Source organism: Paractinoplanes rishiriensis, from assembly GCF_016862375.1.
GTDB classification, from domain to species: Bacteria; Actinomycetota; Actinomycetes; order Mycobacteriales; family Micromonosporaceae; genus Actinoplanes; species Actinoplanes rishiriensis.
Map to the genome: position 1 here is coordinate 222189 of NZ_BOMV01000059.1, position 15307 is coordinate 237495.

Consider the following 15307-nt stretch of genomic DNA (forward strand, 5'->3'; position numbering starts at 1 on the left):
ACCCGCGGTATCTACATGGCGACGGTCAGTCCTCCGCGCACCGGATCACCGGCCGTGCCGGCGGCCGCCGCGGTCGGGTCGGCGCCCACGTCGACGATCTCGTTGCGGCTGTTCACGTGCACGACCCGCGGCCGGTGGGTGCGCGCCTCGGCGTCGTCCATCTGCCCGTAGGAGATCAGGATGACCAGGTCGCCCGGATGCACCAGGTGGGCGGCCGCGCCGTTGATGCCGAGCACGCCGCTGCCCCGCTCACCCGGGATCACGTACGTCTCCAGCCGGGCTCCGTTGGTCACGTCCACGATCGCGACCTGCTCGCCGGGCAGCAGGTCGGCGGCGTCCATCAGGTCGAGATCCACCGTCACCGAGCCGACGTAGTGCAGGTCGGCCTGGGTCACGGTGGCCCGGTGGATCTTCGACTTCAGCATGGTGCGCAGCATCAATGGCCCTTCCCCAGCCGGACCGGCACGTTGTCGATCAGCCGGGTGCCACCCACCCGGGCGGCGACCAGCAGCCGGGCCGGACCGCTCGCCGGCACCGGGCCCAGGTCGGCGCCGGTGAGGGCGAGGTAGTCGACGCGGATGCCGGGCTCGTCCTCGAGGATCTTGGTGGCCGTGGCCAGCACCGCGTCCGGATCGTCGTGCGCGGCGCCCTCGCGCAGCGCCCGGGACAGGGCCAGCGCGGACGTCCGCTCGGCGGCCGAGAGGTACCGGTTGCGGCTGGACCGGGCCAGGCCATCGGGTTCCCGTACGGTCGGCACCCCGGCGATCCCGACGCCGAGTTCCAGGTCGAAGACCATCCGGCGGATCAGGGTGAGCTGCTGGTAGTCCTTCTCGCCGAAGTACGAGACGTCGGCCCGGGTCAACCGGAGCAGCTTCTCGACCACCGTCAGCATGCCGGCGAAGTGGCCGGGCCGGCTTGCGCCCTCGAGGATCTCGCCGAGCGGTCCGGCGTTCATCGTGATCTGCGGTGGGCCGTCCGGATACATCTCGGCGCGGCTCGGCGCGAACACCACCGCCACACCCTCGGCCCGGCACGCCTCCAGGTCGGCCTCCAGCGTCCGCGGATATTTCTCGAAGTCCTCGCCCGGCCCGAACTGCAACGGGTTCACAAAGATGGTGACCAGCACGAACGCGGACCGTTCGCGGGCCGCGCGCATCAGCTGCCGGTGCCCCTCGTGCAGCGCACCCATGGTCATCACCACGGCCACCTGGTCGGGCGCCGCGGCGGTCGCCGCGACCAGTTCGGCCCGGGTGTGGATTACGTCGGTCACAGTGCGCTCCCTACAGCGGCTCGGGCCAGGGCGTCCAGCAGCGGGGCCGCGTCCTGTGGGCGCAGCCGGCCGGCGGCGATCGCGCGGTCCGCGGTGCGGCGGGCCAGCGCCAGGTAGGCCGCCTGGCTCTCGGCCGGGATCCGGTCGAGGTGCCGGCCGACCGTGCCGGCGTCGCCCCGGGACACCGGCCCGGTCAGGGCCGCGTCGCCGAGCCGCAGCGCGTTGTCGAGCGCGGCGGTCAGCAGCGGGCGCAGCACCCGCTCGGGGTCGTCCACGCCGGCCGCGCGCAGCAGGTCGGCGGCCTCGTTCACCAGGGTCACCAGGTGGTTGGCGCCGTGCGCCAGGCCCGCGTGATAGACGGGCCGGCTGTCCTCGGCCACCCACTCGGGAACGCCGCCCAGGTCGGCCACCAGCCGGGTGGCGAACGCCCGGTCGCGGGCCGTGACGCCCCAGGCCATGCCGGGCAGGCGGGCCAGGTCGGCCGCGGTGCCGGTGAAGGTCATCGCCGGGTGCAGGGCCATGCCGTTCACGTCGGCGTCGCCCAGGACGGCCAGCCCGTGCGCGCCCGAGGTGTGCGCCACCACCTGGCCCGGGTGCAGCGCGCCGGTGGCGGCCAGCCCGGCCACCACGCTCGCGAGGGCGTCGTCCGGCACGGCCAGCAACAGCAGATCGGTGGCCTGCCGGGCGACCTCGTCGGCGGGACGGACGGCGGCATCCGGCAGCAGGAGGGCAGCACGCTCGCGGGAGGCAGCTGACACCGCGGCGGTCGCCACGACCCGGTGCCCGGCGGCGACCAGGGCGGCACCGAGAACGGCGCCCACCCGGCCCGCGCCGACGACGCCGACGGTCAGGGGCGGTGCACTCATGTTGTGGATCCAGTCCTCGAGATGGGGTACCGGTCGAGCGCCAGTATGCGTCGACGTAACGCGCTCGTGACAACAACCTGTGAACAACCGCACCAACCGGACGGGCCTATGGTGTCGGAGTGACAGGGTGGCGCGCCGCGATGACCACCGGGCTGTACGGCCCGGACGGCTTCTTCGTCCGCGAGCCCGGCGGTCCGGCCGAGCACTTCCGCACCAGCGTGCACGCGTCGCCGCTGTTCGCCGGGGCGCTGCTGCGGCTGATTGAGCGGTTCGACGACGCGCTCGGCCGGCCCACGACGTTCGACCTGGTCGACGTAGGTGCCGGACGCGGCGAACTGTTGACGACGCTGTGCGCGCTGCTGCCGGACGACCTCGCCGGGCGGGCCCGGCTCACCGGCGTCGAGGTGGCGCCGCGACCGCACCGGCTGGACCCGCGGATCGGCTGGCAACGCGAGCTACCGGACCGGATCGTCGGCCTGCTGATCGCCACCGAGTGGCTGGACAACGTGCCGCTCGACGTGGCCGACACCGACGACCACGGCCGCCTGCGCCGGGTGCTGGTCGACCCGGCCACCGGTGCCGAGAAGCTGGGCGGCCTGGTCGACCCGGCCGACCTGTTCTGGTTGCACCGCTGGTGGCCCGGGCCGGGCCGGGCCGAGATCGGCTGGCCGCGGGACGCCGCCTGGGCCGACGCGGTGAGCCGGGTCGGCCGCGGCGGCGCGCTCGCGGTCGACTACGGCCACCTGCGCACCGAGCGCCCGGCGTTCGGCACGCTCACCGGTTATCGCGGCGGCCGGCAGGTGGTGCCGGTGCCGGACGGCAGTTGCGACGTGACGGCCCACGTGGCGATGGATGCGGTCGCGGCCGCGGCCGGCGCCCCGTACCGGATGATCCGGCAGCGTGAGGCGCTGAAAGCGCTGGGGGTCGACGGCGCGCGCCCACCGATCGATCTGGCCCGCAGTGATCCGGCCGGCTATGTGCGACGGCTGGCCGCGGCCGGGGCAGCCGCCGAACTCACCGAGCCCGCGGGCCTGGGCGGACACTGGTGGCTGCTGCACACGATCGGGATAGACGCACGTGGGAGCATGCTCTGGTGACCGACGCTCTCCGAGAGATGACCGTAGGGACCGGTGCCGGCCTGGACACCGCCGACATGGTGCTGAACATCGGTCCCCAGCACCCGTCCACGCACGGCGTGCTGCGGCTCAAGCTGACGCTGGACGGCGAGCGGGTGGTCGCGTGCGAGCCCATCGTCGGGTATATGCACCGGGGCGCCGAGAAGCTTTTCGAGGTACGCGACTACCGGCAGATCATCATGCTGGCCAACCGGCACGACTGGCTGTCCGCGTTCGCCAACGAACTGGGCGTCGCGCTGGCCGTCGAGCGCCTCATGGGCATCGAGGTGCCCGAGCGGGCCACCTGGCTGCGCACCGCGCTGGCCGAGCTGAACCGGGTGCTCAACCACCTGATGTTCCTCGGCTCGTACCCGCTGGAGATCGGCGCGATCACGCCGATGTTCTACGCGTTCCGCGAGCGCGAAACCCTCCAGGCGGTGCTTGAGGAGGCCACCGGCGGCCGGATGCACTACATGTTCAACCGGGTCGGCGGCATCAAGGAGGAGGTGCCCGCCGGCTGGACGAAGCGCGCCCGGCAGGCGATCCAGACGGTCCGCCGCCGCCTGCCCGACCTGGACAAGGTCATCCGGCACAACGACATCTTCCTGGCCCGCACGGTCGGCGTCGGGGTGCTGAGCGCCGCCCAGGCCGCGGCCTACGGCGCGTCCGGTCCGGTGGCGCGGGCCAGCGGACTCGACATCGACCTGCGGCGGGACGAGCCCTACCTGGCGTACGACCAACTGGACGTCCCGGTGATCACCAAGACCGCCGGCGACTGCCACTCGAGGTTCGAGGTCCTGCTCGACCAGGTGTATGTCTCCCTCGACCTGGCCGACGAGTGCCTGGACCGGGTGGACCGCATCGGCGGCCCGGTCAACGTGCGGCTGCCCAAGGTGGTCAAGGCGCCCGAGGGTCACACGTACGCCTGGACCGAGAACCCGCTCGGCATCAACGGCTACTACCTGGTGTCCCGGGGCGAGAAGACCCCGTGGCGGCTCAAGCTGCGCACGGCCTCCTACGCGAACGTGCAGGCCCTGGCCACGCTGATGCCCGGCTGCCTGGTGCCGGACCTGATCGCGATCCTGGGCTCGATGTTCTTCGTGGTCGGCGACATCGACAAGTAGCGTTCAGCGCCTTGTTTCAGCGCCGCCGGGTGGGGCCGTAGCCCTGGACGTAGCGCTCATCCGACCAGCCCCCGCCGCCGTAGGACGAGAAGTCCTCCATGGTGCCGATGTTGGTGTCGTTGGCCGACGGCCGGTGCCGGCGCGCCTTGTAGTTGGGGTCGCCCGAGGAGTGCACCTCGGCGGCGTCATAGCCGCCGTCGAGGCCGTAGGAGTCGGCTTGCTGGTCGTAGTAGCCGCCGCCGGCCTGGCCGTAGTCGCCCGCGGATCCGTATTCCCCGGAGCTGTAGCCGTCCGCGACGTAGCCGTTGCCACCGGCACCCGCCGCGCCGTAGCTGTTCCCACCGCCGCCCGCGCTCGCCGCACCGTAGCTGTTCGCGCTGGCCGCGTCGTAGGCGTTTCCGTTCGCCGAACCATAGGCGTGGCCGTAACCATTGCCGCTCGCCGCGCCGTAGCCGTTGGCCGAGCCATAACCGAGGCCATCCGCCGGGCCGTAACCGTTGTCCGCCGGGTGGTAGTCGACGCCCGCGGCGGTGTAGCCACCACTCACCGCGGAGGACCCGTAGGTACCGCCCCGCACCGATCCGTGGGCTCCCGGCGTGCTTCCGTTCACGGTGGCGTAGCCGTCGCTGGCACCGAAGTCGCTGTCGAGCGATTCCGGATGGCCGTACTGGGCACCGGGACGCACCGAGGCCGCCGCACGCGCGGGCGTGGGAACCGACGCCGAGCCCCGCTGCGGCGGAACGGAGGCCGAAGCCGCCGCCACCCGCCCGGTGGTCGAGCCACCGGGCTCCCGGCCACCGGTGGACCTGCCCGGGGCGCGGTCCCCGGTCGCCATCCCGGGCTCACGGTCGCCCACCGGCCGGCCAGGTGGGCGGTTGCCGGTCGACAAGCCGGGTTCGCGGCGGTCTGCCTCCCGGTCGCCGGTTGGTCGGCCCGGTGCGCGGGCGCCGGTCGACCGGCCGGGCGCGCGATCGCCGGTCACCATGCCCGGCTCGCGGTGCGGACCCACGGCGGCGGGTGGGCGGACCGCGGCCGCCGCCACCGCCGCGGGCACGCTGGCGCGGCCGCCGTTCGGGCTGGGCGGCGCAGACGGCCGGCGCACGCCGGCCGGGCCGGAGTGCTGGCCGGAGTGCGAGCCGGGATGCGAGCCAGGATGCGGGCCGGGGTGCGGGCCGGAATGCGAGCCAGGATGCGGGCCGGGGTGCGGGCCGGAATGCGAGCCAGGATGCGGGCCGGAATGCGGGCCGGGATGCTGGCCGGCGAACGGATCACCGGAAGGCTCGTCGTGGAAGAACCCGGACGGCTCGTCGTCGGCGAAGAAGCCGGAGGCGGGCTGGGAGCGCGAGGGACCGGCGGGCTGGGAGCGCGACGGGGCCGCGGGCTGGGAGCGCGGCGGCGGCGCGGCCGGCTCGGGCCGGGCGCCGGCGCCGGCGAATTCGGCTCTCAGTTCGGAGCGCAGGGCGGCGACCTCGTCGGCGACGCGGTCTTCGACGTCCATGCGGCTCAGGACCGGGTCGCTGCGGATCAGGACCGATGCGCCGATCAGGACGACGCTGACGGCTATCAGCAGGACCGCGAAGCGCACCGAGCCGGAGCTCTGGCCGAGCAGCACAATGACCGCGGCCAGCGGGGCCAGCACGACGCCCGCCCAGGTGAGGCCGCGGAGCAGGCGTGAGCTGTGTCCAGCCTCGGGATCCCGGTCCGGCATGGGCGCCGATACTACCGAGACTGGGCCAGGGGCGAAACGGTCAAGCGCCGGGCGACGTGACAAAACCGGCCCGGCGCTCGACCGTCGCCCGGGTCAGCTGCTGGCCAGTGCCGGATCGGAGCTGAACACCAGGCCGACGCTGACCGTGCCCTGCTTGATCGCGGTCAGCGTGAGCGGGCCGCCGGTGTCCAGGCTGCTGAACTTGCCGGCCTGGAACCCGTACGTGTCGACCAGGCCCTGCTGGCACTTCGGACGCTGCGGGCACTCGGCCGGGCCGCCCAGCACGGTCGCCGCACCGGAGCACTTGGCGGCCAGGTCGGACAGCGTCTTGAGGCCGTTCTTGTCGGCGAAGGCCGTGGTGACCGCGAACGCGTTCTGGTCCTGTGCCTGCGAGGGCTCGCCGACAACCAGACCAACCTTGTCCGTGTACGTCTTGAGGTTGGTCATCGTGGTGGCCAGGTCGGGCGAGGACGGGTCCTTGAAGCCCTTGCCGTCGACCTTGCCGGCCAGGAACGTGGCGAAGGTCGCCGCGTACTCCGGGACGACGTCGATGTCGCCCTTCTCCAGCGCGGGCTCGTACAGCTCACGGTTGCCGATCTTTTGCACCTTGACCGTGTAGCCAGCCGCGGTCGCCGCGACGCCGTAGAGCTCGGCCAGCGTGGCACTCTCCGGGAAGTCGGCGGTGCCGATGGTCAGCTCACCGCCGGCGCCCTTGGTGATGCCGGCGGTCAGGTTGCTGGCCGTGGCGAACTCCTGAGCGGCCTGCTTGGACGACTTGCGGTCGACCGAGACCGCCTTGTTGAGGTCGATCAGCTTGGCGGTGTCGAGGGCCGCGGAGGCCTTGTCGAGCGCGGCGATCAGCTCCGGCGAGGAGGACTTCTTGTTGAGCGCGGGCAGGACGTTGTCGGTGTTCTGAAGTTTCTTGTCGTCCTCGAGGACGACCAGGGTCTCGCCCGCGGCCGGTGCGCAGCCGGCACCCGCCGCGGCGGACGGCGGCGCCTCGGTGCCGGACGAGCCGGCCTCACCGCAGCCGGCCAGGGAAACGACGGCCGCCGCAGCGGTGGCGACCATCACAACAAATTGTCGACGCATACTGCCGCCTTCTGTGTCCCGGTGCGACCGGGGTGGTCGCACCGCGTGTCCGGACGGGCAGCCAGGAAGCGTTGCCCGTTGGGTCTCCAGCCAGGTCTACCCGGTGGGTATGACAACTTCGGAGGAACGATGCGAGTCCGTTACCCGGCCGGCGCCGCGGCGGTCGGCCGGCGGCTCCGCACGGAGCGCAGTGGACGGGGCGTGACCAGGCGTTGTACCCCGGCCAGCAGGCCCTCGACGATCAGTGCGAGGAGGACCACAAAGATCCCGCCCGCGACGATCTGACCGCCGCCGACGCTGATGCCGAGCCCGAACCCGGCGCTGATGATCTCGCCGAGCCCGCCGCCGTCCACGAAGGTGGCCAGGGTTGCGGTCGCCACCACCTGGACGGTCGCGGTCCGCAGGCCGGCCGCCAGGTAGGGCACCGCCAGCGGCAGTTCCACCCGGGTCAGCAGTTGCCGGCCGGACAGACCCATGCCCTTGGCCGCGTCCCGCACCTCCGGGTCGACCGCCCGCAAGCCGGTGTACGCGTTCGCCAGCAGTGGCGGCACCGCGAAGACCGCGAGCGCCACCACCACCGGCGGTTTGCCGAAGCCGAGCGGGGTGAGCGGCAGGATGGTGAGCAGCGCCAGCGTGGGCAGCGCCAGCGTGACGTTGGCCAGGGTCACCACGGCGGCCCCGCCCCGGCCGCGATGCCCCAGCCAGATGCCGATCGGCCAGCCGACCAGGCAGGCCAGCAGGACCGCCCAGAAACTGATCACCAGGTGCTCGGTGAGCCGGTCCACCAGGCCGCCGGGGTTGGTCCAGTTGAGCGGGTCGTTGAGCCAGAGCACGGCTTCGTTGAAGTAGTTCACGCCGCCCGCCCCCGGCTCCACGGCGTCAGCAGCCGGCCCAGCCCGGCCAGCAGCAGGTCGAGCACCAGCGCCAGCACCAGGCAGAGGATCGTCCCGGTGAGGATCTCGGCCTTGTAGAAGTTGTTGCGGAAACCGCCGAGGATCAGGTCGCCGAGGCCGCCCTTGCCGATCAGCGCACCGACGGTGACCAGGGCCACGGTCGAGACGGTAGCCAGCCGCAGGCCGGTCAGGATGCCGGGCAGGGCCAGCGGCAGTTCGACCCGCAGCAACCGGCCCAGCCGGCCGTAGCCCATCCCGGTGGCTGCGTCGCGTACCTCGTCAGGCACTTGAATTAGGCCCGTCAACGCATTGCGCACCAGGACCAGCAGCGCATAGAGCACCAGGGCGATGAGCACCGCCGTGTCCGTGGTGGTGCCCACCAGGGGGGCCAGCAGGGCGAGCAGTGCCAGCGACGGAATCGTGTAGAGCACGCCGGAGAGTGCGAGGATGGGGCCGGTCAACGGCCTGACCCAGTACGCGAGGACGGCGAGCGGAACGGCGACGACGAGTGCGAGGATGACCGCCCGGGCGGTGAGACTCGCGTGGAACTCGACGGCGCTGCGCAAGGTTTCCGCGTTGTTCTGCACGTAGTGCCAGGAGAACCACGGATTTCCCGGCCCGTCGGAGGCGGGTGCGGCCAGCGGCACGGCCGCCAGGCCACCCAACAGGAAGGACATACGTGGACGCTACCGCGATCAACGAATCCCGGCAGGCCCGGAGCGCGGCGTCGATCACGCTGGAGAACGTCGGCAAGACCTACCCGGACGGCACCGTCGCGGTCGGCGACTTCGGCCTCGAGGTGGGCGCGGGCGAACTGGCCGTACTGATCGGACCGTCCGGCTGCGGCAAGTCCACGATCCTCCGGATGATCAATCGACTGATCGAGCCGACCGGCGGCCGGATCCTGATCGACGGCCAGAACATCCTGGAACGCGACCCGGTCGAACTGCGCCGGCACATCGGTTACGTGATCCAGAATGTGGGACTGTTCCCGCACCAGAACATCCGGACCAACGTCGGGACGGTGCCGCGGCTGCTCGGCTGGGACCGGGCCAGGATCGCGACCCGCTCCGACGAGCTGCTCGAACTGGTCGGCCTCGACCCGGCCCGGTTCGCCAAGCGCTACCCGCACGAGCTCTCCGGCGGCCAGCGGCAGCGCGTCGGGGTGGCCCGGGCGCTGGCCGCCGACCCGCTAGTGCTGCTGATGGACGAGCCGTTCTCGGCCGTCGACCCGATCGCCCGGGGCCGGCTCCAGGAGGAGTTCCTCCGGCTCCAGGCCACGGTCCGCAAGACGATCGTGCTGGTCACCCACGACATCGATGAGGCGGTCCGGCTGGGCGACCGGATCGCGGTGCTGGCCGAGGGCGGCAAACTGCTCCAGTACGCGCCGCCGGCCGACCTGCTCAGCCGGCCCGTCTCGGACACGGTGGCCGATTTCGTCGGTGCCGACCGGGGCATCCGGCGGCTGGCCGTGACGCCGGCCCGGGCGGCGGCCCGCCCGCTGAACGGTGATCAACCGACCGCGGACCGGCCGACCGTCGACGTGTCCGGCACGCTCTACGACGCGCTGGCGGTCATGCTGGCGGCCGGCGCCCCCGAGGTGCTGGTGCTCGAGGACGGCCGGCCGGTTGGCGTGATTCCGCGGACCGCCGTGTTCGGCGTACCGGATCCGGTGTGAAAGCTACCGCGTGCCGCGATAGCCGCCGAGGGTGGCAAGACCCACGATCCAACCCACGAAGAGGCCGTACGAGGCGCCGTTGCCGGCCGCCTGGAACGCGCCGAGCAGCGACGGGTTGGCCAGGAACAGCGTGGTGAGGAGCGCCGCGAAGCCACCGGCGAAGATGTAGGAGGCCCAGCCGGCGAAGAACTGGCTGATCGTGCCGCGGGCCCGGGCCAACTGCGAGCCGGGCAGCAGGAACAGGAAGAGCAGGGTCAGGACGACCAGCAGGATCGCCTTGAGGTCGCCGACGATGATCTCGCGCAGCGAGTCGCTGGAGTCGAACGACCAGCGCGGCCAGGTGAGCAGTCGCAGCCACCAGCCGCCGGCCGTGTTCGGGTTGGTGTTCTCGTTCGCCCAGTCGGCATACCAGGGGCTGCCGAAGACGAGAACCAGTATCAGTGCGGCAAGCGTGCCCGCACCGGGAGCGGACTTGTAACGGTTACCGAGAGCCATGCGCCGCTAGTTCCCAGCGCGGCGCTCTTTTCAAACGACGCCCGTAAATCAGTGCTTTTGCAGGTAATCGATGAACGCGGCCCGCAGCAGCGGCTCCTGCTCCCCGTACCCGCTGTGGCCCTCGAGTTCACGCCAGAGCGCGACTGCCTCGTCGATGGCCGGGCCGATCGAGTTGGGCGCGCCGTCCAGTTCGGCGGCGTCGTCGGCGTTGGGCAGGTGCTTGACCACCGACCAGAAGAACCCGATGTCCATGTGCCGGCGGGCCAGGGCGAAGGCGCGCTCGCGCAGCTCGTCGGTGGGCAGGGCGTCCAGCTCGGCGAAGCTCGGGGTGGTCATGGCGGAAAGTCTATGCGGGCCGCCCGATCAGCGGTTGGAACCCCACGGGCCGGCATCCCAGCGGTTCGGCGTGGTCGTGGTGGTGGTCGGCGACCAGCTCTCCAGGTCGGGGGTCCAGTTCGTCGCCGTGGTGGGCGCCGCGTTCCAGTCGTCGACCGTGGTGGCCGGGGTGAGCGGTTTCCCGTACGTCTCCACCAGGCGGGTCACGATCAAGCCGGCGCCGAAGACCGCCGCCGCCGTGGCGAACAGCGCGATCTCCAGGTCCTTGCGGTCCGACCAGTCCAGGAACAGGGTCAACGCGACCACCGCGAACAAAGTGCCAAAAATCCCACCCCGTCGCCCGTACGCGCTGGTGCCCGCGACCATGGCGAGGCCGAGCGCGATGCCGGTCCACTCCAGGCCGGTGCCCGGCACGATCGGGTCGGCCGACTGGGCGGCGAGCAGGAAGCCGGCCGCCACCGCGAAGACCGACGACAGGATCAGCGCGATCAGCACCGGCGCGACCGCGGCACCACCCCGGCGGTGGGCCGGGTCGCCGACCGGGCGCATCCGGCCCAGCCAGCGTCGGACCGGCGTGATGGTGCCCAGCGCGCCGCCGATCACGGCCAGCAGGGCGAAGCCGCCGAACAGGAAGAACGCCTGGTCGGTGGGGTCGTAGCCGCCCTGCACGTCGACCGGTTCGAGGCGCAGCTGGATGTAGACGATGGCGCCGAGCGCGGCGGCCAGCGTGGCCGCCCAGCCGGGGATGTGCAGCACGAGGACGAGCAGGCCGATCGCCACCGCGCCGGCGGCCGCCACGATCAGGGCCGGTACCGCGGCCTTGACCAGGCCCTGGTCGCCCTGTTCGGCGTATTGCAGGGCGGCGGCCAGCGCGATCGGGCCGAGCGCGAGGTTGGGGACGCCGGCCCGCAGGGTGAGCCCGGCGCCGAGCGTGAGCAGGCCGATCGCGGCGCCGTTCACCAGCAGGTTGTCCAGGCCTGGTCGTTGCAGGCTGTCCGGATCCTGTTGCCAGAGGAGGAAGCCAAACGCCGCCGCGGCGAGCAGCAGTACCACCTCCCAGCCGAGGTGGATGCCGAGCCGGTCCCGGCCGTCGTCGACGCGCTGCGCGTCGGCCGCCTCGATGGCTTCCATCTCGTCGGCCCGGCGGCGCTGCTCGGCCGCGGCGAGCGAACTGGCCCGGTAGGCGGACGGTTCGGTTGGCTCGTCAGTCCGACGGTATGTCGTCGTGTCCTCGTACGCCATGGTCAGCGCCTCCTCGTGTGCGTCTCCCGTGCGGTCGAGACGCACGCCGAAATCACCGGGCGCATGGCCCGCGCCCAGAGCATACGGATACGAGTCGGTCTCAGTTCAAGGCCGAAGTCGTGCTGGATCAGCGTAGACCCGTCGGTCGACCGCTGTCGTTCTCGTCCTTCGACTTCGGTTGCTTCGGAATCCGGCACGAACGCTCCAGCCAGAGCGCCGCGCCGATCAGCGCGAGGGCAGCCACCAGGCCAACCACGGCGGTCGGCAGGTCGTCGCGCGCGGCCTGGGTCGGCTCCATCGCGAGCCACGAGAGCAGGCCGGCCGAGAACCCGGCGGAGATCGCGCCGACCAGGGACGACGCCTTGGCGAGCGCGACGTAGCGGGCGACCGCCAGCGGATCGACCGGGATGGTGCGGGGCCGGCGCTGGATCCGGTTGGCGGTGTTCTGCGCCAGCATGCCCTCGGCAATCGCCAGCACCACCAGCACGATCACCGGCGACCAGGGCAGGTCGGGCAGCCGCGAGTAGGAGAAGCTGAGCAGCAGCCAGCCCAGCGCCGCCGCCGCAAGACCCGCGACGACCAGCACCGAGATGCTCGTCGGCCGCATCGACGGGTCCGATTTGGGCGCCTGCGGGTTACTGCTCACCCAACCGACTCTAGCGGCAGGTCCGGGCGGGGGCTCATCGCCGCGAGGTCGTCGGCGAGGGCCGGCTCGTTCAGCAGGTCGGTGAGCCACCCGTGACCGGGCAGTTGCCCGTACGGCTGAATGTCGATCCACGGGCGCAGGACGAACGCCCGCTCGTGCGCCCGCGGGTGCGGCAGGGTCAGTTCCGGGTCCTCGCTGAGCACCGGCTGGTCGTCGGCGTCCCACACCTCGATCACGTCGACGTCGAGGGTGCGCGGGCCGTACCGGCGTTCCGGGTCGCGCACCCGGCCGGCGGCGGCCTCGCAGGCCCGGGCCCGGGCCAGCCAGTCGTGCGGCGCGGCCCTCGGATCCACGGCGAGGAGCACGGCATTGAGGTACGCCGGCTGGTCGGCGTCGCCCCACGGCGGGGTCTCGTAGACGCCGGACACCACCGCCACGCTCTCGCCGAGGAGCCGGACCGCCTGCTGGAGGTGCCGGTAGCGGTCGCCCTGGTTGCTGCCCAGGGCGAGCACCGCCCGGGTCACGACCGGCTCCGGGCCAGGGTGACCGAGACGTCGGCGAACTCGTGCGCGATGGGTGCCTGCGGCTTGTGGACGGTCACCTCGGCGGCCATGACCCGATCGTCGGCAAGGCAAACATCGAGCAGGCGTACGGCGAGCGTCTCGAGCAGGTTGACCGGCTCGCCGGTGAGCACCGCCACCAGCCGCTCGGCCAGTTCCCCGTAGTGCACCGTGTCGGACACGTCGTCGCTGGCCGCGGCCTTGCTGACGTTGAGGTCCAGGCGTACGTCGACCACGAAATCCTGGCCGGCGGTCCGCTCGAAGTCGTAGACGCCGTGATGGCCCTTGGCGCGGAGTCCGGCCAGCGTGATCCGCCCGTTCACGAGGTTCCTTCTCTCTCATTCACCCGTTACAGCCTGCCACCGGACGGTCAGGGTTTCGCGAGTCTCGGCGAACCCGTGGCGCGCCACACGGCCAGCGCGTCGACCGTGGCGGCGACGTCGTGCACACGTACCCCCCAGGCGCCGGCGGCAACCGCGAGCACCGAGGTCGCCAGGGTGGCGTCCGCGCGCCGGTCGACCGGGCGCGGAGTGCCGTCCGGGCCGGCCAGCAGGCGGCCCAGGTACGTCTTGAGGCTGGCGCCGAAGAGGACCGGAAAGCCGAGATCGACGAGGACGTCGAGGCGCCGGCTGAGCGCCCAGTTGTGCTCGGCGGTCTTGGCGAAGCCCAGGCCGGGGTCGAGAATGATCTGTCCGGGGTCGACGCCGCCGGCGGTCGCGTTCTCGACCCGGGCCAGCAGCTCAGTGCACACCTCGGCCACCACGTCGCGGTAGACGGCCAGCTGGGCCATGTCGCGGGAGTGGCCGCGCCAGTGCATGAGGATCCATGGGCACCCGGCGTCCCGGGCCACCCCGGCCATCGCCGGGTCGGCCAGGCCGCCGGACACGTCGTTGATCACCGAGGCCCCCGCCGCCAGCGCCGCGGACGCCACCGCGGCCCGGGTGGTGTCGATGCTCATCGGCACGCCGGCCGCGGCCAGCCCGGAGATCACCGGAACCACCCGGCTCACCTCGGTGGCGGCGTCCACCCGGGCGGCTCCGGGCCGGGTCGACTCGCCCCCGATGTCCACGATGTCCGCGCCGGCGCGGTACAGATCCATGCCATGTTCGATCGCGGCATCCACGTCGGTGTACCGGCCGCCGTCCGAGAAGGAGTCCGGCGTGACGTTCAGGATTCCCATCACGACCGGGTGATCTCGGCGAATAAGTTCCCCACCCGTGAGCTGCGCGTCTCTCGGCTTATCCGTCACGGGACGAGGGTACGGCCCGGCTACTTGTCGCACGTGCGTACGATGGGTGGTAACTCATCTTCATACGCACCCTTACCTTGCGTAACGAATCAGGCGCTTGTAGCTAAGAAGTGCGGGCCGTACTCTTCGGATCTGGGCATCATTAAGGAACCGAAGAGAGCAGATGAGGATGGCAGTGCCCGAACGGCTCACTCGACGCGCTGAGCTGGAAGTAGCACGATATGGGCGTTGCCGTGCGGCTTCACCACTGCGACGTGTCCGGATCCCCCTAACCGGATACGGGGAGGTTTACCAATGATCGCCACCGAGCTCGCCACGCAGGTCGTGACGGCGTTCCACGAGGGAACGCTGGCCGCGCCCGAGCCCAAGGGCATCAACACCGAAGGCATCGTCACTTTCTTCGCCAGCAACATCGCACCCATCCTGCTCGCGGTGCTCGGCGTGATCTTCATCGGACGAGCCAGCCGCGGTGAGATCTCCAAGGTGCTGACCAGCTCGGCCATTGCCATCGTGGGCTTGGCCTTCATCGCGGGCGCGGCGACCCTGTTCTTCGTCGGCGACTACCTCATCGATCTGATCTTCAGCTGAGATGCGGCTTCGTACCGACGACGACATCTATCGGGCGCGCTTGGTCTATCTGGGTCCGCCCGGATACACGCTGCCCATCCATCTGCCGTACGCGCAGTACGGGATGTTCGTCGCGCTGGTTCCCCTGTTCATGTTCCTGCACTACCTGATCACGTTCGACTTCGACGCGTTCCCGGCCTGGGAGATCGCCCTGGCCATGGTGACCACGTCGTACGTGTTCCGGCATGTCGACCCCGACCGTCCGGCCCGGGTCGTCATCCGCACCGCGCTCACCGACTGGCGCCGCACCCGCGAGCCGGCCGTCGAGCAACGCGATCCGAGACTTGTCGCCACTCGCATCCGGGTTCGGGAGGAGTTGGTATGACCAGTTTTGCCGTACTTTCCCCCGGAGCATGCGCATGAGCGGAACCTCACCGCACGGGCATCCCCGCGCGGACGCGACGAC

At 71.6% G+C, this 15307-nt stretch carries 19 protein-coding genes; 5 read left to right on the forward strand and 14 right to left on the reverse strand.

Going from position 1 to position 15307, the window contains the following annotated elements; all coding sequences use genetic code 11:
- Positions 1–11: 11 nt before the first annotated feature.
- From panD to Ari01nite_RS27420, 3 genes are read right to left on the reverse strand one after another with little or no spacing between them, the layout of a single operon-like run.
- Positions 12–437 carry an aspartate 1-decarboxylase gene (gene panD, locus Ari01nite_RS27410; protein WP_203785052.1) on the reverse strand — a complete coding sequence of 142 codons (426 nt, stop codon included), beginning with the start codon at positions 435–437 and terminating at the stop codon, positions 12–14.
- Positions 437–1270, reverse strand: a complete 834-nt coding sequence (gene panC / locus Ari01nite_RS27415; protein ID WP_203785053.1) for a pantoate--beta-alanine ligase — start codon at positions 1268–1270, stop codon at positions 437–439. The genes panD and panC overlap by 1 nt, the downstream gene beginning before the upstream one ends.
- Positions 1267–2136, reverse strand: a complete 870-nt coding sequence (locus Ari01nite_RS27420; protein WP_203785054.1) for a Rossmann-like and DUF2520 domain-containing protein — start codon at positions 2134–2136, stop codon at positions 1267–1269. Before Ari01nite_RS27420 ends, panC begins: the two co-directional genes overlap by 4 nt.
- A 140-nt stretch (positions 2137–2276) precedes the next feature.
- Here Ari01nite_RS27420 and Ari01nite_RS27425 point away from each other — a divergent pair, with 140 nt between their 5' ends.
- Together Ari01nite_RS27425 and Ari01nite_RS27430 are read left to right on the forward strand one after the other, a co-directional pair.
- A complete protein-coding gene (locus Ari01nite_RS27425) occupies positions 2277–3233 on the forward strand; it encodes an SAM-dependent methyltransferase (protein WP_203785117.1) in 957 nt (318 codons plus the stop codon).
- Positions 3227–4375 carry an NADH-quinone oxidoreductase subunit D gene (locus tag Ari01nite_RS27430; RefSeq protein WP_203785118.1) on the forward strand — a complete coding sequence of 383 codons (1149 nt, stop codon included), beginning with the start codon at positions 3227–3229 and terminating at the stop codon, positions 4373–4375. Before Ari01nite_RS27425 ends, Ari01nite_RS27430 begins: the two co-directional genes overlap by 7 nt.
- Positions 4376–4391: 16 nt before the next feature.
- Here Ari01nite_RS27430 and Ari01nite_RS27435 read toward each other — a convergent pair whose 3' ends face one another.
- The 4 genes from Ari01nite_RS27435 to Ari01nite_RS27450 form a co-directional block, all read right to left on the reverse strand.
- Positions 4392–6083, reverse strand: coding sequence for a hypothetical protein (locus Ari01nite_RS27435; RefSeq protein WP_203785055.1), 1692 nt, complete (start codon positions 6081–6083; stop codon positions 4392–4394).
- 93 nt (positions 6084–6176) lie between these two features.
- Entirely contained in the window at positions 6177–7154 is a 978-nt protein-coding gene (locus tag Ari01nite_RS27440; protein WP_203785056.1) for a glycine betaine ABC transporter substrate-binding protein, read from the reverse strand.
- Positions 7155–7315: 161 nt separating this feature from the next.
- Positions 7316–8029: an ABC transporter permease gene (locus tag Ari01nite_RS27445; protein WP_203785057.1), complete on the reverse strand. Its 714-nt coding sequence runs from the start codon at positions 8027–8029 to the stop codon at positions 7316–7318.
- Positions 8026–8745: an ABC transporter permease gene (locus Ari01nite_RS27450; protein ID WP_203785058.1), complete on the reverse strand. Its 720-nt coding sequence runs from the start codon at positions 8743–8745 to the stop codon at positions 8026–8028. The genes Ari01nite_RS27445 and Ari01nite_RS27450 overlap by 4 nt, the downstream gene beginning before the upstream one ends.
- A gap of 2 nt (positions 8746–8747) precedes the next feature.
- Here Ari01nite_RS27450 and Ari01nite_RS27455 point away from each other — a divergent pair, with 2 nt between their 5' ends.
- Positions 8748–9746 (forward strand): ABC transporter ATP-binding protein, encoded by a 999-nt coding sequence (locus Ari01nite_RS27455; RefSeq protein ID WP_203785059.1) that lies wholly within the window; start codon positions 8748–8750, stop codon positions 9744–9746.
- Between the two features lie 3 nt (positions 9747–9749).
- Here Ari01nite_RS27455 and Ari01nite_RS27460 read toward each other — a convergent pair whose 3' ends face one another.
- From Ari01nite_RS27460 to folP, 7 genes are all read right to left on the reverse strand, one after another.
- Positions 9750–10241 (reverse strand): hypothetical protein, encoded by a 492-nt coding sequence (locus Ari01nite_RS27460; protein ID WP_203785060.1) that lies wholly within the window; start codon positions 10239–10241, stop codon positions 9750–9752.
- Positions 10242–10289: 48 nt separating this feature from the next.
- Positions 10290–10577, reverse strand: a complete 288-nt coding sequence (locus Ari01nite_RS27465; protein ID WP_203785061.1) for a hypothetical protein — start codon at positions 10575–10577, stop codon at positions 10290–10292.
- A gap of 27 nt (positions 10578–10604) precedes the next feature.
- A complete protein-coding gene (locus Ari01nite_RS27470; RefSeq protein ID WP_239163067.1) occupies positions 10605–11864 on the reverse strand; it encodes an ABC transporter permease in 1260 nt (419 codons plus the stop codon).
- Between the two features lie 82 nt (positions 11865–11946).
- Positions 11947–12426, reverse strand: a complete 480-nt coding sequence (locus Ari01nite_RS27475) for a DUF3180 domain-containing protein (protein WP_203785120.1) — start codon at positions 12424–12426, stop codon at positions 11947–11949.
- A 35-nt stretch (positions 12427–12461) separates the two neighbouring features.
- The gene (folK, locus tag Ari01nite_RS27480) at positions 12462–12989 is read right to left on the reverse strand and encodes a 2-amino-4-hydroxy-6-hydroxymethyldihydropteridine diphosphokinase (protein ID WP_203785062.1); all 528 of its coding nucleotides are present in this window, start codon (positions 12987–12989) and stop codon (positions 12462–12464) included.
- Positions 12986–13348 carry a dihydroneopterin aldolase gene (folB, locus tag Ari01nite_RS27485; protein ID WP_203785063.1) on the reverse strand — a complete coding sequence of 121 codons (363 nt, stop codon included), beginning with the start codon at positions 13346–13348 and terminating at the stop codon, positions 12986–12988. The genes folK and folB overlap by 4 nt, the downstream gene beginning before the upstream one ends.
- Positions 13349–13395: 47 nt before the next feature.
- Positions 13396–14205: a dihydropteroate synthase gene (gene folP / locus Ari01nite_RS27490; RefSeq protein ID WP_203785121.1), complete on the reverse strand. Its 810-nt coding sequence runs from the start codon at positions 14203–14205 to the stop codon at positions 13396–13398.
- A gap of 363 nt (positions 14206–14568) precedes the next feature.
- Here folP and Ari01nite_RS27495 point away from each other — a divergent pair, with 363 nt between their 5' ends.
- Together Ari01nite_RS27495 and Ari01nite_RS27500 are read left to right on the forward strand one after the other, a co-directional pair.
- On the forward strand, positions 14569–14862 hold the full coding sequence (locus Ari01nite_RS27495; RefSeq protein ID WP_203785064.1) for a hypothetical protein: 294 nt from the start codon (positions 14569–14571) through the stop codon (positions 14860–14862).
- A gap of 1 nt (position 14863) precedes the next feature.
- A complete protein-coding gene (locus tag Ari01nite_RS27500; RefSeq protein ID WP_203785065.1) occupies positions 14864–15226 on the forward strand; it encodes a hypothetical protein in 363 nt (120 codons plus the stop codon).
- Positions 15227–15307: the final 81 nt, after the last annotated feature.

Excerpts from the sequence above, each read along its gene's own strand:
- panD (WP_203785052.1), bottom strand. The coding sequence starts at position 437 with ATGCTGCGCACCATGCTGAAGTCGAAGATCCACCGGGCCACCGTGACC.
- Ari01nite_RS27420 (WP_203785054.1), bottom strand. The coding sequence starts at position 2,136 with ATGAGTGCACCGCCCCTGACCGTCGGCGTCGTCGGCGCGGGCCGGGTG.
- Ari01nite_RS27425 (WP_203785117.1), top strand. The coding sequence starts at position 2,277 with ATGACCACCGGGCTGTACGGCCCGGACGGCTTCTTCGTCCGCGAGCCC.
- Ari01nite_RS27435 (WP_203785055.1), bottom strand. The coding sequence starts at position 6,083 with ATGCCGGACCGGGATCCCGAGGCTGGACACAGCTCACGCCTGCTCCGC.
- Ari01nite_RS27440 (WP_203785056.1), bottom strand. The coding sequence starts at position 7,154 with ATGGTCGCCACCGCTGCGGCGGCCGTCGTTTCCCTGGCCGGCTGCGGT.
- Ari01nite_RS27450 (WP_203785058.1), bottom strand. The coding sequence starts at position 8,745 with ATGTCCTTCCTGTTGGGTGGCCTGGCGGCCGTGCCGCTGGCCGCACCC.
- Ari01nite_RS27460 (WP_203785060.1), bottom strand. The coding sequence starts at position 10,241 with ATGGCTCTCGGTAACCGTTACAAGTCCGCTCCCGGTGCGGGCACGCTT.
- Ari01nite_RS27465 (WP_203785061.1), bottom strand. The coding sequence starts at position 10,577 with ATGACCACCCCGAGCTTCGCCGAGCTGGACGCCCTGCCCACCGACGAG.
- Ari01nite_RS27475 (WP_203785120.1), bottom strand. The coding sequence starts at position 12,426 with ATGCGGCCGACGAGCATCTCGGTGCTGGTCGTCGCGGGTCTTGCGGCG.
- folP (WP_203785121.1), bottom strand. The coding sequence starts at position 14,205 with ATGGGAATCCTGAACGTCACGCCGGACTCCTTCTCGGACGGCGGCCGG.
- Ari01nite_RS27495 (WP_203785064.1), top strand. The coding sequence starts at position 14,569 with ATGATCGCCACCGAGCTCGCCACGCAGGTCGTGACGGCGTTCCACGAG.
- Ari01nite_RS27500 (WP_203785065.1), top strand. The coding sequence starts at position 14,864 with ATGCGGCTTCGTACCGACGACGACATCTATCGGGCGCGCTTGGTCTAT.